At 63.0% G+C, this 23,579-nt stretch carries 17 protein-coding genes and 4 pseudogenes; 10 read left to right on the top strand and 11 right to left on the bottom strand.

Annotated elements, in window-relative coordinates:
* Positions 1-458 precede the first annotated feature (458 nt).
* Positions 459-551, bottom strand: a pseudogene (locus tag JQT59_RS37900) (excalibur calcium-binding domain-containing protein); the annotation flags it as partial.
* Positions 552-721: 170 nt separating this feature from the next.
* Complete coding sequence (locus tag JQT59_RS00475; protein WP_502939682.1) at positions 722-1,237, bottom strand: carboxymuconolactone decarboxylase family protein; 516 nt, start codon at positions 1,235-1,237, stop codon at positions 722-724.
* A 93-nt stretch (positions 1,238-1,330) separates the two neighbouring features.
* Between JQT59_RS00475 and JQT59_RS00470 the strand changes: the two genes are divergently transcribed.
* Positions 1,331-1,948: an alpha/beta fold hydrolase gene (locus tag JQT59_RS00470; RefSeq protein ID WP_213571095.1), complete on the top strand. Its 618-nt coding sequence runs from the start codon at positions 1,331-1,333 to the stop codon at positions 1,946-1,948.
* A 110-nt stretch (positions 1,949-2,058) separates the two neighbouring features.
* On the opposite strand, the gene JQT59_RS00465 is transcribed toward JQT59_RS00470, so the two are convergent.
* Both JQT59_RS00465 and JQT59_RS00460 read right to left on the bottom strand, forming a co-directional pair.
* The gene (locus JQT59_RS00465; RefSeq protein WP_213571093.1) at positions 2,059-2,625 is read right to left on the bottom strand and encodes a TetR/AcrR family transcriptional regulator; all 567 of its coding nucleotides are present in this window, start codon (positions 2,623-2,625) and stop codon (positions 2,059-2,061) included.
* Positions 2,625-3,092: a nuclear transport factor 2 family protein gene (locus JQT59_RS00460; RefSeq protein ID WP_213571091.1), complete on the bottom strand. Its 468-nt coding sequence runs from the start codon at positions 3,090-3,092 to the stop codon at positions 2,625-2,627. Before JQT59_RS00460 ends, JQT59_RS00465 begins: the two co-directional genes overlap by 1 nt.
* Positions 3,093-3,499: 407 nt before the next feature.
* Here JQT59_RS00460 and JQT59_RS00455 point away from each other — a divergent pair, with 407 nt between their 5' ends.
* The 3 genes from JQT59_RS00455 to JQT59_RS00445 all read left to right on the top strand — a co-directional run bounded on the left by JQT59_RS00455 (position 3,500) and on the right by JQT59_RS00445 (position 7,431).
* Positions 3,500-4,480: a helix-turn-helix domain-containing protein gene (locus JQT59_RS00455; RefSeq protein WP_213571089.1), complete on the top strand. Its 981-nt coding sequence runs from the start codon at positions 3,500-3,502 to the stop codon at positions 4,478-4,480.
* Between the two features lie 181 nt (positions 4,481-4,661).
* The gene (locus JQT59_RS00450) at positions 4,662-5,897 is read left to right on the top strand and encodes an acyl-CoA dehydrogenase family protein (RefSeq protein WP_213571087.1); all 1,236 of its coding nucleotides are present in this window, start codon (positions 4,662-4,664) and stop codon (positions 5,895-5,897) included.
* A gap of 85 nt (positions 5,898-5,982) precedes the next feature.
* Positions 5,983-7,431 carry an aldehyde dehydrogenase family protein gene (locus JQT59_RS00445; protein WP_213571085.1) on the top strand — a complete coding sequence of 483 codons (1,449 nt, stop codon included), beginning with the start codon at positions 5,983-5,985 and terminating at the stop codon, positions 7,429-7,431.
* Positions 7,432-7,497: 66 nt separating this feature from the next.
* Here the strand turns inward: JQT59_RS00445 and JQT59_RS00440 are convergent, their stop codons facing one another.
* From JQT59_RS00440 to JQT59_RS00430, 3 genes are read right to left on the bottom strand one after another with little or no spacing between them, the layout of a single operon-like run.
* Positions 7,498-8,055, bottom strand: coding sequence for a nuclear transport factor 2 family protein (locus JQT59_RS00440; protein ID WP_213571083.1), 558 nt, complete (start codon positions 8,053-8,055; stop codon positions 7,498-7,500).
* Positions 8,052-9,224, bottom strand: a complete 1,173-nt coding sequence (locus JQT59_RS00435) for a flavin reductase family protein (RefSeq protein ID WP_213571081.1) — start codon at positions 9,222-9,224, stop codon at positions 8,052-8,054. Before JQT59_RS00435 ends, JQT59_RS00440 begins: the two co-directional genes overlap by 4 nt.
* Before the next feature lie 32 nt (positions 9,225-9,256).
* Positions 9,257-9,505, bottom strand: coding sequence for a 2Fe-2S iron-sulfur cluster-binding protein (locus JQT59_RS00430; RefSeq protein WP_502939681.1), 249 nt, complete (start codon positions 9,503-9,505; stop codon positions 9,257-9,259).
* 495 nt (positions 9,506-10,000) lie between these two features.
* Here JQT59_RS00430 and JQT59_RS00425 point away from each other — a divergent pair.
* Positions 10,001-11,544: pseudogene (locus JQT59_RS00425) on the top strand (IS1634 family transposase).
* A 378-nt stretch (positions 11,545-11,922) separates the two neighbouring features.
* On the opposite strand, the gene JQT59_RS00420 reads toward JQT59_RS00425, so the two are convergent.
* Positions 11,923-12,822 carry a LysR family transcriptional regulator gene (locus JQT59_RS00420; protein WP_213571079.1) on the bottom strand — a complete coding sequence of 300 codons (900 nt, stop codon included), beginning with the start codon at positions 12,820-12,822 and terminating at the stop codon, positions 11,923-11,925.
* A 594-nt stretch (positions 12,823-13,416) separates the two neighbouring features.
* Here JQT59_RS00420 and JQT59_RS00415 point away from each other — a divergent pair.
* From JQT59_RS00415 to JQT59_RS00395, 5 genes are all read left to right on the top strand, one after another.
* Entirely contained in the window at positions 13,417-14,166 is a 750-nt protein-coding gene (locus tag JQT59_RS00415) for an SDR family NAD(P)-dependent oxidoreductase (protein WP_213571077.1), read from the top strand.
* Positions 14,163-14,975 (top strand): alpha/beta hydrolase, encoded by an 813-nt coding sequence (locus tag JQT59_RS00410; RefSeq protein WP_213571075.1) that lies wholly within the window; start codon positions 14,163-14,165, stop codon positions 14,973-14,975. The genes JQT59_RS00415 and JQT59_RS00410 overlap by 4 nt, the downstream gene beginning before the upstream one ends.
* Positions 14,972-16,210 carry a cytochrome P450 gene (locus JQT59_RS00405; protein WP_213571073.1) on the top strand — a complete coding sequence of 413 codons (1,239 nt, stop codon included), beginning with the start codon at positions 14,972-14,974 and terminating at the stop codon, positions 16,208-16,210. Before JQT59_RS00410 ends, JQT59_RS00405 begins: the two co-directional genes overlap by 4 nt.
* 514 nt (positions 16,211-16,724) lie before the next feature.
* Positions 16,725-17,045 (top strand): hypothetical protein, encoded by a 321-nt coding sequence (locus JQT59_RS00400; protein ID WP_213571070.1) that lies wholly within the window; start codon positions 16,725-16,727, stop codon positions 17,043-17,045.
* Positions 17,046-17,615: 570 nt separating this feature from the next.
* Positions 17,616-18,812 (top strand): NAD(P)-dependent malic enzyme, encoded by a 1,197-nt coding sequence (locus tag JQT59_RS00395; RefSeq protein WP_213571068.1) that lies wholly within the window; start codon positions 17,616-17,618, stop codon positions 18,810-18,812.
* 205 nt (positions 18,813-19,017) lie between these two features.
* Here the strand turns inward: JQT59_RS00395 and JQT59_RS00390 are convergent.
* The 3 genes and pseudogenes from JQT59_RS00390 to JQT59_RS37895 form a co-directional block, all read right to left on the bottom strand.
* Positions 19,018-20,233: pseudogene (locus JQT59_RS00390) on the bottom strand (IS110 family RNA-guided transposase).
* Between the two features lie 286 nt (positions 20,234-20,519).
* On the bottom strand, positions 20,520-21,809 hold the full coding sequence (locus JQT59_RS00385) for an IS110 family RNA-guided transposase (RefSeq protein ID WP_213571066.1): 1,290 nt from the start codon (positions 21,807-21,809) through the stop codon (positions 20,520-20,522).
* Between the two features lie 1,087 nt (positions 21,810-22,896).
* Positions 22,897-23,412, bottom strand: a pseudogene (locus JQT59_RS37895) (IS701 family transposase); the annotation flags it as partial.
* Between the last annotated feature and the right edge of the window lie 167 nt (positions 23,413-23,579).

Raw genomic sequence — 23,579 nt, 5'->3', positions numbered from 1 at the left:
CAGGTCCAGATTCGAAGCCATCGCTGTCGCGTCGACCTGTAGCTGGCGTGCCGAAGGTACTGACGGGCCTCAGCATCACCCGGCGTGAGGTTCCGGCGTAGCCGATCTAAACGCCAGGGCACCTGTCGGTATGCAGAACCCCCGGTACTCGACGCGGTTGTTCCTGTGTTGTAGGAATCTGGACTGCCGGGGTTCTCTTGGAGGGGCGTTCTCGCGAGTCGTTCGGGGATGGCCTGCAACTGGTTCTCGTAAGGGTTGTCACACAGGGCGTTTCGGGTGATCCAGAGTGTCTAAAAACGTTCTGTCTACCAGCCACATTCCCCCTGCGATCGGGGGCCGCAGACAAGAAGGATGAGTGTCAGGAGCGCGATCGGCGGACCAAATACATCCATAAACTCTCGCATGCCACCTTGAAACCTCTCAGCCGACGATCCACCGTGTCCAGATAGCGCTGCAAACTCGACCGCGACGCCGTCGCCGTCGCGGTCGAGTTTGCGGCTGTAACCGGGTTGGCCGGCGTAGATCGGTGCGGCTCCTGCGGCGCGGGCCGCCGCGCTCAGCACGTTCTTCCAGCCATGCACGGCTAGGATGAGTTGACGACGGGCTCATCTGCTAACTGTCCCAGGGACTCTCGTCGTGTACAGAACTTCCGTTATGGCCTAACAACTCCGGTCAGGAGTGTGTGGCATCCTCCGGCGTTCGATCGCGGCCTCGTCCGGGATTACTTCGCTCCCGTCTCTGCCTCGGACGGGAGGACCACGCCCTCGGCACCGACGACCTCGCGCCAGACGTCGAACCCGTGCTGGAAGGCGACGACGCCTGCCTCCGGCAGCGCGATCTCGATGGCTTCCAGGATCTCGGTGGGGGTCGCGCCGACCTCGAGGGCCACGCGCACATGGCTCGCGATGTGCGCTGGGTCGCCCCGCAGAACGGTCAGGCTTAGGACGAACAACAGTTCCTTGGTCTTGCGGTCCAAGCTCCGGTGCTCGAGGTAGGCGGCCGAGACCAGACCGTCCGCGGCGCGCAGCACGGGGAGGTCGTGCTTGGCCAGGACGCGGTGGTACATCAGTGCGTACCCGCGTCGGCGGACGAGGTCCTCGACGTAGGCGACCTCGTCCATCGCGTCCGGCGGCTCAGGAGTCTCGGCTCGCAGGCGTTGGTCGTGCACGGGCTCCCCCAGATGGTCGGCGGTCTGACCCCACGTAGCGTAGGCGGTTTCAAGTTCCGGCTCCGTCACCTGGACGTGTACTTTCGCGGCGCGGTCTAGCAGCCTAAAGTTGCGTCGTTCGGGTGACCCTGTGTCGTTCGCGGCGTGCCCTACGTTGCGGTCATGTCCTCACCCATTCCCGATGTCGACTACCGGAAGCTCGGCGACATCGCCGTGACCGAGCTGGGGCCGGCCCCGACTGACCGTCCTCCTGTCGTCATGGTGCATGGGGCCATCACGGCGCCTGGTGTTGGAAGCCAGTGCAGCGCCTCTTCTCGGCCGACGCCGCTGGCGGACCATTGCGCTCGACTGAACCACGGTGACTCCGCGGCCCTGCCTGAGCAGACATGGATCTGCTGCGACATCCTGACGGCGGCCTGTGAGGACGTAGGCACGGTCTGCGCAGCCGTGACCCGGGAGGCGGACAGCCGGCCGATCCTCATCGGGCACAGAATGGCGGACTTGCCTCCCTCACCTGTGCGACGCGGGCATCCGGCCGAGACGGCCGCGCTGGTGCTGCTCGCGCCGGTGGTTCCTAAGACCACCTTTGCGCCGGAGCCGATCGAGCGCCCCACCGACCCCACTCGCCCGGCCGACCCTCACCCATCGAGGGTCTCGCGACAATTGTTCTTCGCACAGGCCATCGATGAGGAGGCACAGCGACACTTTGCGCGGCTCCCACCGGAGTCGCCGACGGCGGTCTGGCACACGACCCGTTGGACTGATGCTGAGTGTGTCTGAGGCGTAGCGGATTGGACGAGATAGTCACAGGGCACGAACGTTGTGCGTGATGAGACGGGGCCAGTCCGGCAACCGAGCGACGTCGGCGCGGGTCTACCGCGTGAGCCCGATCAGGGAACGGGTGCGAGCAGGTGCTGCTGGGTGCGGTCGACGATCCGCAGGAAGGTCGCGTAGTCGCCGTAGGCACGGGCCAAGATCAGCCCGCCCTGGATCGTCGCGACCGCGTCCAGGGCGCGGTCGGCCGCCTCTTGGTTGGCGAGCCCGCCGCGCCGCAACGCTTCCGCGAGGGCGTCGATCCAGTCAGTGAAGTAGCTCCGGACCGCCTCGGCAAAGGTCTCCTTCCCCTGGCCTAACGTGATTGCCGCGAACAGGCACACGCTTTCGTGGGACATGAAGTAGTCGGCTACCTCCTGTGACATCGCCTCGACCGCTTTCGCTGTGTTCTCGGCCGTGCGCAGGGGTGCGAAGACCCGTTCCTCGAACCACTCGCCTACCTGGTCGAGGACGGCGCGGGCCATGTCTATTTTCCCGTCGGGGAAAAAGTGGTAGAGGCTACCGCGACCGAGTCCGGTCTCCTGTTGGATGACCGACAGAGAGCTGCCTTCGAAGCCTCGCTTGCGGAAGACTCCGGCCAGGGCGCGGACCGCATCCGAGCGGTCGAGGACGGTTCGGGCCATTACAGTCCGAGGTCGCTCAAGCCGGGGTGGTCGGCCGGACGGGAGCCGGAGGCGTCCCAGAAGAACTTTCGGTCGGGCTCCGTGATCGCGACGTCGTTGATGCTCGCGTGGCGGTGGGTCATCAGGCCGTCCTTGTCGAAGCGCCAGTTTTCGTTACCGTACGCGCGGAACCAATGACCGGTGACATCACGATACTCGTAGGCAAAGCGCACAGCGATGACGTCGCCGGTGTATGCCCACAGCTCCTTGATGAGCCGGTAGTCGAGCTCGCGGTCCCACTTGCCTGTGAGGAACTCGACGATCGCGGCGCGGCCCTGGACGAAGGTCGAGCGGTTACGCCACCAGCTGTCCTCGCTGTACGCGAGGGAGATGCGCTCGGGGTCACGCGTGTTCCACGCGTCTTCGGCGGCGCGGACCTTCTGGCTCGCGGTGGTCTCGGTGAACGGCGGAAGCGGAGGACGAGACATGAAGGGCTCCTTTCGAGGGCAAAAACTGTACCAAAGGATACACTATGTACTGACCAGTACATAGTGTACCAACAAGTACAGAGATGCCACGACCTGTCAAACCTGGTCCGTCGCGCGTTGACGGGCAGTTGCTCGTGAGCGGCGATCGCTATGGCAGTTCCTGGCGGGGCGATCTCGGGCGCGTGCCCGGCCTGCTGCTGGGCGACGGAGCCTGATCGGAATCCAAGTCTGGCCACTCCTGTACTGCAACCGCCAACGACATCGGAGTCACCCTGTACTGATCTGTTTGCCCCTGGTGTGCGGCTGTTGGCAAGTAAAGGAACCTTTGCTCTGGCTGTCCAGTTTGTGCAGTTCGGAGGGCGTACAGTCGGCAGAACGACCGCGTAGCGCAACAAAGGAGGTCCACGGTGCCGGTCTGGGATGTCACGGATGCGCCCGTCGACGAGCAGTTCGATCGCTGGTGCGACATCGTCGCGCGGGCGTTCGTGCCTTTGTCGACGGTACCTACTCCCGACTCCAGAGTGGGCTTCACCTCGCGGGTGGAACAGCGGTCGGTCGGTGGGCTGACGTGCAGCGTGTTGTCGTCGCGCCCCCAGAACGTCCGACACGGAATAGCCGAGGTCCGACGAACAGTCGGTGACTACTACTACGTCAATCTCCAGCTGACTGGAGAGTCGCTGGTCGAACACCCGGGCCGACGAATTCGAGTCCGACCCGGTCAGCTCACCGTGGTGGATACCCGCGCACCGTATCGGTTCATCTGCCCGGCCGACTTCAAGATCGTCTCCTTTCAACTCCGCCGGTCGCCGGACGTCGACCCGTCGGAGATCGAGGTACCCGGCGTGGGTGCCGTCCTCGACACCAGAGACGGTATCGGCCGAGTAGTCAGTGCAATGATGCGGCAGGTGTGGGAGATGGCCGCCGATGATCCAGCTATCGCGGACGACGGCCCCCCGCGTAGGGGTGACGTCCAGGACACGCTGTGGGAGAGAGCATTTGCGGCAACAGTTAGTGCCAGCATGCCGAGTGGGTCGGCTGCGGACATCGTCACGGATCCCGCCGCCCTGCGCCGTGCAGTCGAAACCTACGTAGCCAGTCGTTCGCGTGACGGCTCCCTGTCTGCGGCATCGGTCTGCGCGTACTTCGGCATCTCGGAACGGTCACTGCAAAAGCTTTTCAGTGCCTCGGGGACAACGTTCGCGGCCCACGTCCGCCACGAGCGGTTGGTCCGGTGCGCGGCAGCGCTCACGACGTCGCCGACCCGTAGCATCGCTGCCACCGCTGCGGAGTTCGGATTCGACAACGCCGCCTCCTTCTCGCGCGCGTTTCGCCGTGAGTTCGGATCCACCCCCAGCGAATACCAACGAACGGCCCGAAGCCCGTCTTGACGGGCGTGGAGCCAGGCCCCCGTCGAAGGCTGTGCAAAAACCCCCCATATTTGTGCATTCGCCTACGACGAGCACCGTCCCGCCGCCGGCCCCCTAGGCTCCCGATCGACATGCGAAGCCGTCGGCGCCGAACACGACACGGCCCGTGGCGGCGTCACCCGATTGACGAAACGAGTATCAGATGAACGCACAGTTCACCCTCACCGACGAGCAGCTGCACTTGGCGAAATTCGCGCGCACATTCGCCGTCGAACACCTTACGCCCCTTGCAGCGGCCTTCGCCTCGGAGCCCGATCCCGAGAAGCGTGCAATGCTCGCCCGTCCGTACATGGAGAAGGCTGTCGCCGCGGGGCTCTTGAAGGAGTTCATTCCCGCTCCGTTCGGGGGACGCGCTGTCAGCGGGGCGGGACTCGCCGCCGCGATCGAAGAACTCTGCTGTGTGGCACCGGATTTCCTGATCTCCATGGCGGGTCCGGTGATCGCTCTGGCGCCCGTGTTCGAGGCGGGGACCCCCGATCAGATCCAACGATTCACCGCACCCTTCCTGGCCGATTCCGGCGCCCCGCTCGCCGCGATGGCCTACAGCGAGCCCGGCGGGAGCGCCAATTTCGACGCACCACCGCCCGCCGAGGGCACCCGGACCACGGCGTACCTCGACGGTGACGAATGGGTGATTAACGGCGCCAAGGCGTGGTCGTCGCACCTCTCCGGGTGGGACGGAAAGGGACCCGATGTCATGACGATCGTGTGTCGAACCCCGGGCGGGGTCTCGCTCATCGCAGCCGAGCGTGAGCACCTGGCAAACGGTTTGACCGTCGATCACGTCTACGACCTGCCTGGCCTCCGTGGCTGTCTGACCACGCGTGTCCTGCTCGAGAACGTCCGCGTCCCCAAGGACAACTTGATCGGTGCGGAGGGCGACGGCGTGCAGTTGTGTCGCAACGCCTTCTTCGGAAGCGGTGCGTCCATAGCCATCACCGCGACCGCATTCATGCGTCGTGCTTTCGACATCGCGCACGACTTCGCCTGCCGGGAGAAGCGCGGCGGCGCGGTTCGGATTATCGAGCATCAGGCAGTCGCCGACCTGCTGTCGGACGCCAAGGGCAAGATCGAGGCAACCCGTCTGCTGGGTTGGCGGGCGCTCGATGCGGTGGTGGCGCAATCGCCCGCCGGACCGGAGTTGGCATTGCACGCGAAGATCTTCGGATCGGAAATGGCACTCGACGTCGTCAATTCGATGATTAAGGTTGTCGGCGTGGAAGCGTACGACAACGCGCATCCGCTGATTGGTCTATTGCACGACACCCTGTCGCTTACCCTCATCGAGGGCAGCAACATTGGGGTGCGTCGGCGACAGCTCCAGGAGTTGCTGCAGGCCAACGACTTCAATTCCCTCACCGCATCGGGCCTGGGTTGATCGGGTCCATTCCCACGCCATCGAGCGGGTCGGCGACCGCCGGCCTTCGTCGAACCGTCTCCAACAATGTTAAGGAAAATACACTGTGACGACTATCTCGGACGCTCCGCGCCAGCTCTTCCTCGACGGTGAATGGGTCGCCGGCCACGGTGACGAGTTTCCCGCGATCAACCCGTCGAGCGGTGACACGATCACCCGATTGCAGAGTGCGGACGCCGCAGACGTGGACCGTGCCGTTGGCGCGGCGCGGGCCGCTCTGCGCGGTGCTTGGGCGGCGACACCTCCGTCGGGCAAAGGCGTCCTGCTGTTCCGGCTGGCCGATTTGGTGGAGAGAGACCAAGATGTGCTGGCCGCGTTGGAGGCATCGGACATGGGCGCACCGATCACCGTTGCACGGATGCTGTTCGTACCGAACCTGATTTCGACGCTGCGGTACTACGCAGGGTGGGCGGACAAGATCAACGGCGAGTCCATTGCCAACGACGGGTCCATGGGGCGGCCACTGCACTCCTACTCGCGACGGGAACCGATCGGCGTCATCGCCGCGATCGTGCCGTGGAATTCCCCGTTGATGATTCTGGGATGGAAGCTCGGGCCTGCGCTGGCGACCGGGAACACCATGATCGTCAAACCGGCCGAAGACGCCTCCCTGGCCATTCTGCACCTAGCGTCCCTCGTGGCCGAGGCCGGCTTCCCGCCGGGTGTCGTCCAGATACTGACGGGGCCGGGGTCCGTGACCGGGGAGGCGTTGGTGACCCATCCCGGAGTGGACAAGGTCAGTTTCACCGGGTCGACGGCAGTCGGACAACGAATTCTGCGCCACTCGGCCGACACCATGACACGAACGACCCTGGAGCTCGGCGGGAAGGCACCCCAGATCGTCTTCGAGGACTGCGATCTCGCCGCCGCCACCCAAGGCGTGGCAATGGGCATCTTCGTCAACCAGGGCCAGTCGTGCGCCGCTGGATCGCGAATCCTCGTCCACCGGTCGATAGTGGACGACGTCCTCGACGGCATGCAGAGTGCCGCACGGTCACTGATGCTCGGGGATCCGCTGGACCCTGCGACGACGATGGGTCCCTTGATCAGCGCCCGGCAGCGCGAGCGGGTCATGGGTTACGTGCAAAAGGGCCGCGCCGAAGGTGCACGCCTGGTGACCGGTGGAGAGACTGTCGATCCGGGCTTCTACGTGCAACCCACCGTCTTCGTCGGCACGAACGACCTGACCATCGCTCGCGAGGAGATCTTCGGACCGGTTGCGACCGTCGTCCCCTTCGACGACGAGGACTCCGCGATAGAACTGGCCAACGACACGAGGTACGGATTGAGTGCGAGCGTATGGACTCGCGATGTGGGTAGAGCCCACGCAGTGTCCAACCGCCTGCAGGCCGGTGCTGTCGGCGTCAATTGCTGGTCGCCGCTGGCGCCTCAACTACCGTGGGGCGGACTCAAGAGCAGCGGCATCGGCCGTGAGCTCGGATACGACGGCATCCTCGCGGACACCGAGCTGAAAACGGTGTCCGTCCTCCTCTGAGGACCCCTGAACACGGTGTCGCCCCGATCTCCACTGGAGACCGGGGCGACACCGTGAGCCGGGTGGTCACTCGTCCATCAGGACCGTCGTCCGGGCGTAACTATCGGCGAAATTGGTCGGCAGAGTGGCCACGAAGACATTCTCGGTACGGGTGCGGGACACGCGCCAGATGCCATCGTCTCGGCGGAAACGGTTGTTCAGTCTGCTCGACCGCAGAACACCGGTGCCGTCCGCGAAAAGCCACGGCTGCATATGGATCCACTGACCGGATGCGTTGTCACCGTCGACATGGATCTGTTCGGATGTCAGATAGTGCGCGTTCAGGACGAGTCGAGGGTTCGTTCGTGTCCCCCAGAACCGTTCGAAATGCGCTCGCAACGCCGCGGTGCCCTGGACGGCACCGAACTGATCGGCGTAGTAATCTCCGACTCCCTCCCAGATCGCGTCATCGGTGTACAGGTCCAGGACAGCGTCGACACGGTCGGCATCGTCGCGGACAGCGAATTCGGGACACGGGGTGTCGCAGAGGAACATGTAGCGGGACTGAATGCGGCGGATCTCCGCCTCCGACTCCAGAACATCGAGTCGGGCAGCGAGCGCGGCCAGTGTGGAACGGTCTGTCATCGTGCGAGCTCCTGAAGAGTATGGGTTGCTTGGTCGATCCAGGTGGTGAGTCGGGAGCCGCGGACCCGGGTGGGCAGCTGCGAGAACCGCACCGTCAACTCGTGAGTACCCGCCGCGTTCCGGACGGGGAAGACGAGGGACGCGACGTCGTAGATCTCGTCGTCGTGGATCTCGCGGACTCGGTGATCGATCAGGGAAGCCGCGATGCGCATGCGAATGTCACGTTCCTGCGCGGGGGTGAGGCGACCACTCTCGTATTCCCTCGTCGCTTGGCGCATCTGAGCGTAGGCAGCGGCGCCCTCAGCAGGCAGGAAGGACACGGCGTACCCGTGTTGATCGAGGTGGCGCAGCCGTTCTCGGTGCATGTCCAGGGTCGCGGCATCGGCGCCGTGGAGGCCGGCGAGCCACTTCTCCTGCTCATCGTGACTTAGGCCTGCTACATAGGTGTCGCCGACCGGTGGGACCATCGGAATCCGTTGTGAGAGACCGTTGGCCCGGTCCACGTCGGGTGCAGTGACCGAGAGAACTTCCGCCATCTCGTCGCGGCTGACGACAGTGAACACCTGAACCTCGCACCCGATGTCGATGGCCATTTCTTCGAGGGCCGACCGGCCGGCCTGCGCGGCGTGAATTGCCGGGAGGATTTCGTGGTCCATTCTTGCCATCAGTGACGTGCATACAAAACTGCCGTAGCCGCCCTGGAAGAACAAGAGCGGGGACACCGGGTTGGTGACCGCTAGGTCACGAACGGTGCAGAGCACTATCCAGTGGTCGCCGGCGTCGACGGTGTCACGGATGCGCACGTCGATCCAGGCCACTGAATCGTCGAGGACCGGAGCCCCCGACGGGGACGGTGACCACGCAATACCCTCGAGCTTGTTCTCCCAGCGGCGGGCGACGTCGACGACGACGTTCTCCTGTCGGTCACCGATCACGTTAATGCAGAGCGACGTGCACTGCTGCATCCGCTCGAACGTCCGCGACGACTTCATCGGCATGAACGACACGAGTGGTGGGTCGAGTGATACCGAACAGAACGTTCCGACCACCATTGCCAGCACGTCGCCGGCAGGATCGATACCGGTAACGATCACCACACCGGTGGGATAGTGGCTCATGACGGTGCGGAACACCTGCGTGTCGATCACATCGATCTCGCTGTGTGACATCGGTTCTCCGTTCGCGAAACATTCGGTGAAAGTCAGTAGTGTTCGAGGACGATCTTGCCGCCGTCGGCGCTGCGTGAGACGCACACGGCCATGACGGTGCCGGACTCGCGCTCGGCTTTGGAGAGGACGTTGTCTCGATGGTCGGGTCTTTCGGCAAGGACCTGCATGATGCAGGTCCCGCAGATGCCCTCCTGAAACGAGGTGTCGAACTCGACCCCGGCCTCGTCGAGAACGTCGACGATGGAACGGTCGGCAGGGACCCCGAGGACCTCGCGTGTCACACTGGCGATGTTCTCGGACCCTGCTCGGCGCTCGCTCGGGAAGCGATGGGAGGAACGCCGCTTCCTATTCGGACCGTGTGAAGTAGTGCAGCTTGCAGTCGTTCACCGTCATCGCAGCCTCCTCTCGTAGACGTTGTGCAACCTGTGTACGACGCTATCGACGGGGTGCCAGCGCAACCATCGGGAATTTCCAGCGCGAAGGAGGTGAAACCTTTACCCGGGCGCGGTCAGCGGATTCGCCGGCAAACCGACCCCATTCACCAGGGGTAGTGGCGAGACGGTGAGCAGGCAGATCGCGAGCACAGCTCTCCAGGGGCGTACCCACCAACCCGATTAGCGATCGTGTGTGGGACTGTTTGTTGCCAGATTCGCACCTGACTTGCACAGGTTGGAGAGGATTGCCAGGGTCGACGTGGCGTCTGCACTGGTAGAGAGCTTGCTGGTTTGAGATTTGGCACACTAACGGGTCGGTAGGATCTAGCAGGTGGCGCGTACATTCGCAAAGTTCGGACTGCATCCGGGGCGACGGCGGTGCAGATCGCGGTCAAGCAGGGCCGCCGCGACAAAGTCGTCGAGCACCTCGGCTCCGCACACACGGACGGCGAGTTGGCGGCCCTGCCGCAGACGGATCGGGAGAAGTTGCAGGCCGGCCAGCAGGAACTCGACCTCGGCCTTGGCGGTAGTGAGCGCGGGTCGGTGATCGCGGGGAAACGATCCCGCTGGCTGATCGAGGTGATCGAGACCGGATGGCGCAGGTTAGGGTTCGATGCGATTGACGACGACGCGTTCTTCCAGTTGGTCCTCGGTCGACTCGTGGAGCCGACCTCGATGAGCGACACCGCCCGTGTCGTCGGCGAGATCGGCCTGACCCCAGCCCACCGCAACACCTACGCCAACGCACTCAAGCGTTGCACTACAGGCGATTACCAGGACCGTGTCGCCACGAAATGCTTCGAGCATGCCGCGCCGACCGGGGGGCCTGTCACTGATTCTCTACGACGTGACGACCCTGTAGTTCGAGGCTGAGAAGGAAGACGACCTCCGCAAGGTCGGCTACTCGAAGGAACGTCGCGTCGATCCACAGATCGTGGTCGGCCTGCTCGTCGACCGGACCGGATTCCCCCTCGAGATCGGCTGTTTCGAGGGCAACAAGGCCGAAACCCACACGATCGTGCCCATGATCCGGCAGTTCCAGACCCGGCACGACATCGCTGGTGTCGAGATGGTCGTCGCCGCGGACGCCGGCATGCTGTCGGCCGGCAACCTCAAGGACCTCGACGACGCTGTCCTGAAGTTCATCGTCGGCTCCCGTGTTACCAAGGCGCCCGCTGATCTAGCGAACCATTTTCATTGGAAGGTGATGTTTTCACCGAAGGTCAGATCATCGACACCGTCACCCCGGGGCATGCGAAGAGCACCGTCAACAATGTCCGTCACCGCACCGAACCCGTCTGGGACGCAGCCGGACATCTGAAGTCGTGGCGGGCCGTGTGGCAGTACTCGAAACGCCGCGCCGTCCGCGACAACCAAACCCTGAACGCCCAAGAAGCCCGGGCCCGCGAGGTCGTCGACGGGCGAAAGCACCGAAATCGACGAGGTTCGTCAAGACCACCGCGGGCGGCCGCGCCCTCGACAGCGCATCTCTCGATCGGGCCCGGTCGCTGGTCGGGTTGAAGGGCTACATCCGCCAACCTCTCCGCCACCCTGATGACACCGGGCGAGGTCATCGGCAAATATCACGACCTCTGGCACGTCGAGCAGTCGTTCCGCATGTCGAAAACTGATCTACGGGAGCGGCCGATGTTCCACCACACCCGAGACGCGATCGAAGCCCACCTCACCGTCGTGTTCACGGCCCTCGCCGTAGCCCGCTACCTCCAAGCCGAGACCGGGGGATCTCGATCGGGCGCATCGTGAAAACCCTCCGGCCCCTGCAAGAAATCAGCCTGACCATCGCCGGCCAACCCCACACCGCCGCCGACCCACTCACCGCCGACGCCGCCCGCATCCTCACCGCACTGGACATCCCGCACTCGTAGTCTGTGTTGGCACACTAAATCTGTGCAAGTCAGGCCAGATTCGCACGTCATTCGGGACCACCGACGCTTCGGTGGTGATCGAACCAGCCGAATCGCAGCAACAGGATGTCTCCGGGTCAGAATGTGGTGCCCGGGAGGTCGAGAGATCAAACAGAGCGGACTGCCGTGGGCGATTGTGGGCCCACATTCTTCTATCAGTCACTGGAGATTTCAAAGAAACTCTTAGCAAATTTGGCCGTCTGCCGCTTCCGCTGGAACGAGGACGTGTCGCCCGTTGTAGCCATTGAAGTGCGACCCTTCGGGCTTTGACGCTCGGTGGTCAGCCGACGGGTCAGATAGCCGTCGTGCATTGCGCTCAATCCATCCCGACGATCTGAATCAGCGAATAATGCCCGCCACGATTTGATCTCGCAGCCACGACTGAGCCCGGTCACCCTGATGGCGAGCATGCCACACCAGAGTCAGCGTCACGGGAGGCACTGAGATCGGCATCGGAAATACTGTCAACGGAAAGAGCGGCTCAGCCTTCAAGCCGAGCGCTTCTGGGACCGTGAGCACGAGGTTCGTACACGACACGATGCTTGCCGCCGAGATGAGGCCGGGAAATTCCCACATCACTCGACGGTTCACCCCTCGTAGGAGAAGTTGGCGACTAATATCGTCGTTTGTTCCGCCTGATATTATTGCGTGGGAAAGTTCGGAGTAGTCTCTATGTGTCAAATCGCCTCTGCCAGCGGCGGTGGAGGTCACGCAAACCAGTCCGTTTGAGAGCAGCGAGTGCTGACGGAAGTCGGCAGGGAGCGAGGATGGTGCAGTATCCACAAGCATGTCTATATCCCCGCTGCGCATCCGTACGTAGGCATCCTCGACATCGTTGGACAATCGGATTCTTATTCGCGGCGCGACTGTAGCGATCTTCGATAGAACGTCTCCGAGGACAGCGATGGTCGCCCCCTCCGTGGCCGCGATGCTGATTGTCCCGTCGAACTCAGACGGTTCAAATCTCTCTCCCGAGTCTACAATTTCTCGAATCCTACGCAGCGTGTCGGTCAAATCATTGCTGAGTTCGATAGCCCTGCGAGTGGGTACCATCTCGTTGCCAGAGCGCACCAATAATTGGTCCCTGAACATGTCTCGGGCCCTCGACATCGCGTGACTGACTGCTGGCTGACTCATATTCAGAGCCTGCGATGCGCGGGTCATGCTGCGCTCTCGCAAGACAACGTCGAGAACTACGAGTAGATTGAGGTCGACACTACGAAGATCGACGTGGTGCATGACCTGATACTAAAGCAAAGACGCATCCCACGAGGGTGATTCCTCTGAGGCAGCGTGGTTCTACCATCGCTGCGCTTTCGGCATGTAGTCACCCTTCGGGATCGGGATCGGGATCGGGATGGGCAGGATCGACGATGTCGACGGGCGTGGGCGGGCCGACCGAGAGCATCAACGGAGTCCGCAGCGCCGGTCGTGCAACGCCGGTTGCCTGCGGTGGTCTCGATGTTTGAAGAAAATCGGGTCACGTATTTCGTTTCTGCGACGAGGCTGCGGTGTACCAACGTGTAGTTCTCGACAAGAACTCGAGAAATTTTGCGGATGGTAACGGGCCGATTGCGCATTAAGTGACGTTTGGCGAATCTATCGGTTCGGCCGCCTGATTTATTGACGTGTGACGATGATGCTATTTATACGTCCTCGGTTACGCTTCGGAAACTGCATTCGGACTGATTCGATCGAATTACCACACCGGCGGGTCATTAACCACATGAATATCCACAATTTAAACGATGCACTTCACAAGCTGATCATGGCCTCCTAGCATTCGACTGCCGATCCACCTCGGACGGCGAGAGATCGAGCGGAGGAAAAACGATGGAGGGCGAACGCATCATCGTGGTCGGGGGCGCAGGCGCGGTGGGGTTGACCTACGTCGACTTGGCCGTGTCGCGCGGCGCAACTGTCGCGGTGCTCGATCTTCCTGTGTCTCTGGATCGGGCGACCCTGCCCGACGAGGTGCTCCGGTACTCGGTAGACGTCACGAGCCGCAGTGATGTTGACCTTGCCGTTGAGGATCTCACCGGTCGTTGGGGCGCCGCGAACGGCTTGGTATATCTCTCCGGCTACGCTCTGTCACCTCCTCGACCCGCACCGGACGTGACCGACGACGAATGGGCATCGATTCTCGACGTCAATCTTGCCGGTGCGTTCCGATGTTCCACCTCAGCGCTGCAATTACTTCGAGCAGGACAGGGTGCCATTGTGCTGGTGTCGTCGGCAATGGCATTCGGTCCGGTAGCGGGTTTTGCACCTTACATCGCGTCGAAGGCCGGGATGATCGGTCTGACCCGTGCGCTAGCACTCGAATTTGCACCGGAGGTGCGTGTCAACGCCATCGCACCCTCCGCGATGGACACCCCGTTCGTGACTGGTGGGAGCACCGCACCCGGTACCCGCGACGTCGAGTCGTGGTTCGACCCAAGCACCTTCGCCAACGGTATCCCGATGGGTCGACTTGCGGACACCGCGGACTGTGTCGGCGCGATCGATTTTCTTCTGAGCGAAAGCTCGGCCTTCATCACCGGTCAAGTGCTGCCGATCAACGGCGGACGGTTCATGCGATGACCGACTCCAACTGGACCACAGCAGATATCGACCGGTCCCTCGACTTACGCAAGACGGTCACCGACATGAACGGGAGGATAGAGCGGCTACGGGCACTCGGCGCTCGGTCCGTGGCCCAGTGGTCGGCTGTTCGCACCCCCTACGGTCTTTCGGCGGCCGAATGGATTCTCGAGGCAGAATCTGAGAGCGCGTCCCCGCAGGACCCGGTGACTGTATTCATTCACGGCGGGTACTGGCGCGCCTACGGCGCTGATGACTTCTTCTTCGTTCTCGATCCTTGGCGGGAGGCGGGCCAAACGGTCGCCTCGATCAATTACGCACTGTGTCCGGACGTGACGCTAACGGAAATTGTGGGGCAGATCCTTGCCGCGCTGGCTGAGATCGCTGAGCGCCGGCCGCAGTCGCCGATCCGCTTGCTGGGTCATTCTGCGGGCGCGCATCTCGCGATGATGGCCTGCTGCCCGGACCCGTGGAGAACGATCGGACGAACACGCACCCCCATCCTTGAGGCGGTACTGATCAGCGGTCTGTATGACCTCGATCCTGTGCAACGGTCCTTTCTGCAGGACGTGGTCCGGCTGACCGACATCGAGGTCGAGAGGCTTGGTCCGCTCGGCCTCGATCCTGATTCGGCTGTCCGGTATCGCGTCATTCACGGCAGCAATGAGACCGAGCTGTTCCGTGGTCAAAGTCGCGCGCTGGTCCGCCATCTCCAACGTCGTGGATGCACAGCCACCCTGCACGAAATTCCGGGCGTCGACCACTTCTCAGTCCTCGACCCCGATCTAACGAAAGGCGTTCACTTGTGACCACCACCGGTTGCCCCTATTCCAACCCCTTCGACCCGACCTATGTCGCAGACCCCTATCCGGCACTCGCTGTGGCACGCGCAGAGGCGCCAGTGGTGCTAATCCCCGAGGTCGGGCTGTGGCTAGTGACCAGATACGACGACGTGCGGGAGGTCCTACGAGACCCGGTCCGATTCACCAATGCCAACGCGCAGCAACCTCTCTTTCCGTTCGCGCCGGAGACAGTGGAGTACTTCGCCGCATCTGGGTTCGCGCCCGGACCGGCGTTGACCGGAAGCGACGGTGACCTGCACGCCCGATTGCGGGCCTGCGTCCAGAACGCACTGGATTTGAGCATCGACAGGCTCGACTCGCTCGAACCCGTTGTGCGGGACGCGGCGATCGATGCAATCGACGCGCTCCCCGCTTCGGGGGAGTTCGACCTTGTCGAGCGACTAACCTACTCGTTCCCGGCACGCGTGGTATTTCGGCTCATCGGGTTTCCCCCGGAGGACGACCTCCGGTTACAGGGATGGTGCATGGATCGTTTGCAACTATTTTACGGACGCACCGAAGCCGCCGAGCAATTGCGGGTCGCTGAAGGCCTGAACAATTACTGGCAGTACTGCGTCGATTTTGTGAATCGGACGCGTGTCGGCGGTGGCGAGGACACCATCACCCAACGCCTCGTGGCTCAGCACCATGCCGACCCGACGCAATTGTCGTTGAAAGAGGTCGCCGGCATAGTCTTCGGCCTGATCTTCGCCGGACAGGAGACTACGGCCAACGCATTGGCGTCGATGCTGCGCCTGCTGCTCGAGGACAGGTCGCGATGGGAGCGCGTCGCGGGCAATCGCAACCTGATTGACCGCGCCTTCACTGAAACCTTGCGACTCGAGCCGCCGATTGCGGCTTGGCGCCGCCAAACGGCCGAGGACGTTGTGCTAGGCGGCGTGCACATACCGGCAGGATCGAACCTGTTGGTTCACCTGGGGTCCACCGGTCATGACGACACCCGCTTCACCGAGGCTGCGGCATTCGACCTGGACCGGCGGGACTCGGGACGACACCTCGGTTTCGGATTCGGTCGGCATTTCTGCCTAGGTGCTCCGCTCGCGAAGTTGGAGGCAAGAGTGCTGCTCACCGCGCTCCTCGACCGAGTTCCGGACCTCGGATTGGTTCCCGGTCAGCAGCACCCGTTCGTCCCCAACATCGCGTTCCGCGGACCCGGCCGATTACTCGTTCGTCACGGGTGACCGTCGGTAACGGGCGCGCGTGCGTGACGTGGCCGTTGATACCGCAGCAAAGAAATCCATGTACCGCCCTCTAATTTAGCCCGGTGCGAATCGATGAGTTGCATACTCTTCTTGGCAAGTTGAAGTGACCACGGACCTTCAGATTATAGGGGAGTGGATAGTTTCCCTTTGGCCCCCACGTGTTGCAGATCGCTGGGGACATATTCTTATGGCGGCAGGCCGGCGCGAATATGGGAATCAATGCGGTATTGTTCGTACTGGGTGGGTTTATGATCTCGTACGCGGCATCACCGGCTCCGAGGGTTTAGGTTGGATTTTCAATCGTTGCTCTGGTGCTCGCTGCCCGGTTTCTTACTGGCGGGGCTCTCGGTCGTGCTGGGTTCAATCGCCTCCGATCGACTTGGGCGTAAACCAGTCATGCTCTCTGCGTCCGCTGCGGTCCTCGCGTTTTCCTTTGCATTATTTCCAATCGCGCAGGCGCGGTCGTTGACCGCTTGGGGGAGTATCGGTCGCCGTGGGTTTCGCTCTTGCTGGATTTCTTTACGGCCCTCTTCTTACGTACCTCACCGAGTTGTTCAAGCCCAATAGACGACAAACTGACGCCGGTCTCTCTTACCAAATCGGTGCTGTATTTGGCGGCCGCCTGGCCCCTTCGGTCGCCAATCGCCTCATCGAGTGGACCGGCCATGCTAGCTCCGTCGGTTATTATCTCGCCGCCGGAATGGAAGTAACTTTGGCTTGCCTTCTCGTGTTGCCCGAAACGGCACCGCAGCGTCTCAAAACGTCCTCGGCTGAGACCGTCGGATTCCGTTCAGCTGGCAGCGGGATGATCTGACTACTGCTGCCTCGATATGGCCCGGCATTGTTAGCTTGCCAGTCTCGGGCTTCACGTAAGGTAGATGAAGACAGTGTGTAGGTAGCCGTAGCCCGGCGCGATTGAAATCGACCTCCACCGACTGCGAACGCGTCCTAGCGAAGGACACCGTCATGCGTGACGCCGTTTCTGTGAATCCCTCTCTAACCCAGTCGGCCCGTTTCGAATTCGTGTTCGAAGACGTTACGTCCGAGGCATTGGACGCCACCGACGTAGCAGACGGCCCCCTCGCGTATAGGCGTCTCTGATAACGACATCGACGACGGACGAGTATCACCGAACTGAGAAGTAACCGCATTCGGCCACGTCGCCGCCCTTGACGAAGGCCTTGACATCGACGTCCCCGACCAACAAAGTCGACCGGCACTGTGGACCAGGTATGCGCGCCGTTTTGTTGATCTGAATGCGATACCGATTCGAACCATGTGCATCGGCGGCGGAAAAAGGATCGCAGCAGTCGTGAACCTGTTTGCGTAAGTGTCAGTTTTCTCGCACCATATCCATAACCCTCACCGACAATTAGGATTCGCTATGACGCCTTTGACCAAGCCGATCAACAAAGCCGTTGATCTGTCCGCCGTAACCGAGAGAGAGATTTTCCTCGGGCACGTCGGTGGAAAGCTCTCTGTCGAGCTCACCGCACCTCTCGAAACTCAGCGTGATCTGTCCATCGCCTACACGCCGGGCGTAGCGCAGGTTTCCCGCGCAATCGCCCAAGACGGTGCGCTGGCCAAACAGTACACTTGGACCGATCGCCTCGTCGCCGTCGTTACCGATGGGTCCGCGGTCCTCGGCCTAGGCGACATCGGGCCGCTCGCATCCCTTCCAGTGATGGAGGGCAAGGCCGCACTGTTCAAACGCTTCGCCGGGCTCAACTCCGTCCCAATCGTCCTCGACACCACCGACGCCGACGAAATCGTCGAAACGATCGTACGTCTGCGCCACAGTTTTGGAGCTGTCAATCTCGAAGACATATCGGCGCCGCGCTGCTTCGAGATCGAGCGACGCGTAGTCGAAGCGCTGGACTGCCCGGTGATGCACGATGATCAACACGGCACGGCTATCGTTGTGCTCGCCGCACTCAACGGTGCGGCTAGGGTTCAAGGTCGTGACACCCAGGGTTTGAAGGTCGTCATTTCCGGTGCTGGAGCTGCAGGAGTCGCATGCGCGAACTTTCTTCTCACCGCTGGAATTTCCGACGTCATAGTGCTGGACTCCAGAGGCGTCGTCTCGTCCGATCGCACTGATCTCAATACTGTCAAGGCCCAACTGGCTGTCCGCACCAACCCGCGCGGGGTGACCGGAACCACGGCCGACGCGCTCGTCGGAGCCGACGTGTTCATCGGTGTTTCGGCTGGACAGATCGACGAGAGCTTAATCGCATCAATGGCATCTGACTCGATCGTCTTTGCTTTGTCCAACCCGGACCCGGAGATTCTCCCGGACCGGGCCGCGCAGTACGCAGCAATCGTTGCAACGGGACGAAGCGACTTCCAGAACCAGATCAACAACGTGCTCGCTTTTCCCGGCGTGTTCAAAGGCGCTCTCGACGTCGGAGCACGCCGCATCACCGATGGCATGAAGCTCGCCGCTGCCGAGGCAATCCTCTCGGTTCTCGGTGACGAATTGGCGACGGACAAAATTGTCCCGAGCCCACTCGACCCGCGTGTCGCCCCGGCCGTTGCGGCCGCAGTTGGGGCAGCAGCACAAGCAGATGGTGTTGCGTAAGGACAGCGGGAGAGCATCCAAGCCTCAACTCAGACATCTGAACGACAGCACCCACAGTGAGTGTCTGTAACTGCGATTTTCGGCTTTTGGTCGTAACCTGAGTTGGGGACGCGAACGCGAACAATCCGTTGCATGGCTTCCGTTGGGCCCTGGACTCATCTGAGGCACCATCAGAAGATTGTAGACATCCCAGGGCCGTAAGTCGTCAAGCAGCTCGGGTGGCGCGGCGGTGGTCCCAGGCGATGTGTTCGTCGTAGTGGGTGCGGTGGCGGAGGCAGCCGTGGAGGATACCGACGAGGCGGTTACCGAGGGCACGGAGCGCTTGGTGGTGCAGGTCACCGGCGTCGCGTCGCTGGTCGTAGAACTCGCGGGCACCGGGACTGAACGACAATGCGCAGAACGCCCATTGATCGACCGCATCATAGAGGCGCCGGTTGCGGACGTGGCGGGCGAGCACCGCGCGTTTCTTGCCCGACGCGACCGTCAACGGCGAGGTCCCGGCGTAGTTTCTGCGAGACTTGGTCGTGGTGTAGCGGTCGGGGACGTCCGAAGAACTCACCGAGCACCCGGGCGCCGAGGATGACACCAAGTCCTGGCAGGGAGCGGTAGATGTCGGCGTCCGGGTGTGACTCAAAATGGTCGGCCAGGGTGGTCTCGAGTTCGGTGATCTGCCGGTTCAACTCGACGATGAGACCGACCGCCGCTCTGGTGGTGGCGGCGAACGCGGCAGCGACCGGCGCCGGCGCGGCCAGGTGCTCGGCCCGCAGTCCGGCCTGGATTTCGCGGGCCCGACCGTCGATATTTCGTTGCCGACCAGCCTTTTTGAGGGCGGATCGGATCGCCGGCAGGGTCAGGTGCGCGGCCTCGGCGGGAGTCGGGGCGCGACCGAGTACGGCCAGGGTGTCGCGGTCGTGTAGGTCGTCGAACACCTCCAGCGCGGCCGGGTAGTACTCGCGCAGCGCCGAACGCAGTGAATTGGTCTGCCGGGTGCGGGACTAGATCAGGTTCTGGTGTCCGCGGGCGAGGACCATGATCGCCTCCACGTCCGGGCTGTCTCCGGCGATCGGCCGGTGATTATGCCGGTCGGTGCGCACCAGGTCCGCGAGCAGCTTGGCGTCACCGGGGTCGGATTTCGCGCCGGAGACGTGGTGGCGGTCGCGGTAGCGCGCGACCGCGAGGGGGTTGATCGCGTAGACCTGATAGGAGGCGGCGGTCAGCGCCTGCACCCATAGGCCGCGGTCGGTTTCGATGCCGACAACGACTTGACCTGCCTCTTCGGCGTGGCTGGCTATCAGTTCGTGCAGCTGCCGGATGCCGGCCAGCCCCTCGGGGAGCCGCCGAGATGCCAGCCGTCGCCCGGCCTCGTCCATCAAATGGACACCGTGATGGTCTTCGGCCCAGTCGTCTCCGACGAAGATCATCGATCGCCTCCTTTGGTCTCCTATTCTGGGTGGAATCTGTTCGAGCCCAGAGGCACCCGGCGGCAACCTGATATGGAATGGACTTTGTCAAGAGGGCAGGGAGAAGCGGCGCCCACGACCGTCGTCGCGGACGCCGCTTCATTTGACCGAATGACCGGGAGAGGTGGTGGCGAGCGTGTCTGTATCGACGCGCGGTCACTCTGACCCGAAAATTGGATGGTGAGTGGGCAGGCCGAAGGCAGCCGGCGGAGCCGGGTTATGTTGTTCTGCCGCGTTAGGTTTGGGGTCAGGCAGCGGTGTCGGTGATGACGGCTTTGCCGTCGCGGATGGCGATGTGCTGGCCAGTGAGTGCCTGGAGCTGGGTGGCGAGGTCGCGGGCGCGGCGGTGCTTGTTGATCCGGGATTCGTAGTATTCGGGCCCGAGGTCGCAGAATTTGGCGTCTGGGTCCGAGAGCAGGTGGTAGATGACGGTGAGTACCGAGTTGCCGGTGGCCACGATCGCCTTCTGCTTGCCGCGGCGTCGGGCCAGGCGCCGATAGCGGGTGCCCAGGAACGTGTCGGCGCGGGAGTTGGCGAACGCGATGCGGCCGAGAGTACCCGCCAGCCACGGGTTGCCCTTGCGCCGGCCCTTGCTCATAGACTTGCCGGCGGATTGGTGGGTCTGCGGGCAGAACTTCGCCCACGACACCAGATGCGCGGCGGACGGGAATCGGGTCATGTCGACTCCGGTCTCGGCGATCAAGTCGGCGGCGGCAACGGTGTTCACGCCGACGATCTCAGCGAGGCGGGTCGCCTGTGGGGAGAAAGGGCTGATCGCGTCCTCGATCAGCGCGTCGAGTGCGGCGATCTGGTCGCCGATCCGGTCGCTGTTGTCGAGCATCATCTTCAGAATCGTCGCGTGGTGGTCGGTGAAGAATCCACGCAGCGCCTCTTCGAGCTGGTCGGTCTTCTTCCGCGCACCGCTCTTGGCCAGCCCGGCCAGCGTCCGCGGATCCCGCTCTCCGGCGATCAGGGCGCGCATCATCGCCCGTCCAGATACGCCGTGCAGGTCCGCAAGCACCGACGAGATCTTGATCTGGGCATCCTCGAGCAGCTTCTCGACCCGTTGCTCTTCGCGGGTGCGGTCCTGTACCAGGGCACGGCGGTAGCGGGTGAGGTCGCGTAGCCGGCGGATCTCGGGCGGCTGCACGAGCGACGGCCGGCACATGCCACGCTCGACCACCTTCGCCAGCCAGACCGCGTCGGCCCGGTCTGTTTTCGCCCTGCCGGGCACGTTCTTCACCTCGCGGGCGTTGACCAGCCAGCAGTCAAAACCCTCGGCCTCGAGGAGGTAGTACACGCCCTTCCAGTAGGTGCTGGTGGATTCCATCACCACCCGCTGCACGCGCCAGTGTCGCAACCAGGCCACCATCGCCAACAGCTGTGCGGTGGTCGTGCCGTAATCGCGCAGCTCCTGCATTCGCCTGCCGGGCCGCTGTGGGTGTGGCACCCGCACACACGCCTCCAGGACGGCTTTGCCGAGATCCAGCGCCGCGACCCGCTCCACTAACAGTTCGACATCGTCGACCTCATCCATGACGAAATTCCTTCCCACGGAACCGATGCATGAAACGCGGTCGCCCGCAGGAGCCGAACGGGGAAAGAAAGAGTCGGACCCTAGTGCTCGTGGCAACAATGCGCAGCCCCACCATCGGCTCCCTGGATCAAACTGATATTCGGGCTCACCCGCGCCAAAGAGTGATTGACCTCGGCGAGCGACCGCACCCGATTTTCCCGCATGCGCGGGCGTCCCCGGAAGGGGACCACATAACTGATATACGCGGGTTGGTTACCGCAGGACGGACTGTTCGGCTGGAGTGGTTCGCGGGTCTAATGGCGAGCGTGATCCAAACGCGGAGTTGAGGATTGCTCATAGGTCGCTCGCGGGTCACTCCCAGGCGCTGCCGTCACCACCACGGAAGGCCATCCGGACATCTGTCGGGCGCCTTGGGCATACCTCGGTCCCGGGAGTATCCGCTCAGGAATGGCGGTTCCCTGGCCGCGGTGATTGGCGGCAAGCGCGATCTAGGCGAATGACGCTGTTCTGGAACGCCAGTTGTCGGCCTGTCGCAGGCCGGCGTTAACGACGCTGACCAACTGAATAATTGTGCGACGCGACGCTATTGCGTGGAGGTCGTCGTTGTCGAGAGAGTCGATCGGCAATATAAGCGAAGCGATCGATGGGAGCTCGCGAGCAGGCCGAGTGAGCGGTGCAGTGTCTCCAGTGGCGACTCAAGTGTGCGACTCGCCCGGTCGAACTAACGTCCGATGGGTTGGGTTCTGTTCATGAGGCGGGGGAGTGCCGGACGCACCCCGGTACGCGTGTCGATCGAGGTGACGCAACCGTTCTCGCTGCATTTCCAGGGTCGCGGCATCGGCGCCGTGGAGGCCAGGCGAGCCACTTCTTCTGATCGTCGTGACTCAAGCCCGCTACCTAGTACTACAGTTGCGTTTAGGGCAGGTGTCCTCGGGCTCGGTAGTGGGATTGCCGGGCTCGGTGTTGATGGCGGCGGCGCCAGTGGGAGCGGGCGAGGACGTGACGGGAATCGGGTAGATACCTCCAGATCAGGTGGCAGAGCAGCCGTCGGATCTCCGGCACGCTCAGTGCGATCAAGTCGCTGTCGTCACCGTGTTCTCGGGCCCCTTTTTGAGCGGGTGACGGTGAGGAAGGTGTGCGCGAGCATCGAGAGGGTGATGTGCCGGTACCAGCCCGCGTACTGCCGAACCTGGTAGTGGTCGAGGCCCGTCTGTCCCTTCGCGGTCTGGAAGGTTTCCTCTATCGCCCAACGGGTTCCGGCGACGGTGACCAGTTCGGTCAAGGTGGTGCGCGCCGGGCTGTGGCACAGGTAGTACGCCAGATCCTCCGGGTCGGTGCGACTGCGCCGGGCCAAGAGCCAGTACCCCGTCGTCGGCCAGTTCAGCCCGCGGATCGGTGCACGCGCCCAGTCGTAGAGTCGCTCGCCTTTCGCACCGTCGCCGGCCGAGCGGGTCCGCCACGCCTGGGCAGGCAACGCCGCGATCGCCGTATCGGCCCGCAGTTCGGCGCCGTCGACGGTGATGACGCGTTGGTTCACCGAAGTAGCGAGCACATAGGACAATCCGAGCTCCTCGCACTGGGCACGGAACGACAAGGACCGGCCGACCTGGCTTGAGAGGAGCGTGGCGTCGCCTCGACACGAAACTGCCGTAGCCGCCCTGGAAGAAGAGGAGCGGGGACGCCGGGTTGGTGACCGCGCGGTCACGAACGGTGCAGAGCGCTGAAGAGCACTATCTAGTGGTCGCCGGCGTCGACAGTGTCGGATGCGCC

This window comes from Rhodococcus sp. USK13, assembly GCF_018343855.1.
GTDB lineage: Bacteria > Actinomycetota > Actinomycetes > Mycobacteriales > Mycobacteriaceae > Rhodococcus_F > Rhodococcus_F oxybenzonivorans.
Note: the sequence above shows the minus strand (reverse complement) of the source record. Positions and strands in the feature narration are given on the sequence as shown.

What these genes read in the sequence shown, in the direction of transcription:
- JQT59_RS00465 (WP_213571093.1), bottom strand. Translation starts at nt 2,625, where the DNA reads ATGGCCCGAACCGTCCTCGACCGCTCGGATGCGGTCCGCGCCCTGGCC.
- JQT59_RS00385 (WP_213571066.1), bottom strand. Translation starts at nt 21,809, where the DNA reads ATGGATGAGGTCGACGATGTCGAACTGTTAGTGGAGCGGGTCGCGGCG.
- JQT59_RS00440 (WP_213571083.1), bottom strand. Translation starts at nt 8,055, where the DNA reads ATGACAGACCGTTCCACACTGGCCGCGCTCGCTGCCCGACTCGATGTT.
- JQT59_RS00415 (WP_213571077.1), top strand. Translation starts at nt 13,417, where the DNA reads ATGGAGGGCGAACGCATCATCGTGGTCGGGGGCGCAGGCGCGGTGGGG.
- JQT59_RS00435 (WP_213571081.1), bottom strand. Translation starts at nt 9,224, where the DNA reads ATGTCACACAGCGAGATCGATGTGATCGACACGCAGGTGTTCCGCACC.
- JQT59_RS00470 (WP_213571095.1), top strand. Translation starts at nt 1,331, where the DNA reads ATGTCCTCACCCATTCCCGATGTCGACTACCGGAAGCTCGGCGACATC.
- JQT59_RS00395 (WP_213571068.1), top strand. Translation starts at nt 17,616, where the DNA reads ATGACGCCTTTGACCAAGCCGATCAACAAAGCCGTTGATCTGTCCGCC.
- JQT59_RS00460 (WP_213571091.1), bottom strand. Translation starts at nt 3,092, where the DNA reads ATGTCTCGTCCTCCGCTTCCGCCGTTCACCGAGACCACCGCGAGCCAG.
- JQT59_RS00410 (WP_213571075.1), top strand. Translation starts at nt 14,163, where the DNA reads ATGACCGACTCCAACTGGACCACAGCAGATATCGACCGGTCCCTCGAC.
- JQT59_RS00420 (WP_213571079.1), bottom strand. Translation starts at nt 12,822, where the DNA reads ATGCACCACGTCGATCTTCGTAGTGTCGACCTCAATCTACTCGTAGTT.
- JQT59_RS00450 (WP_213571087.1), top strand. Translation starts at nt 4,662, where the DNA reads ATGAACGCACAGTTCACCCTCACCGACGAGCAGCTGCACTTGGCGAAA.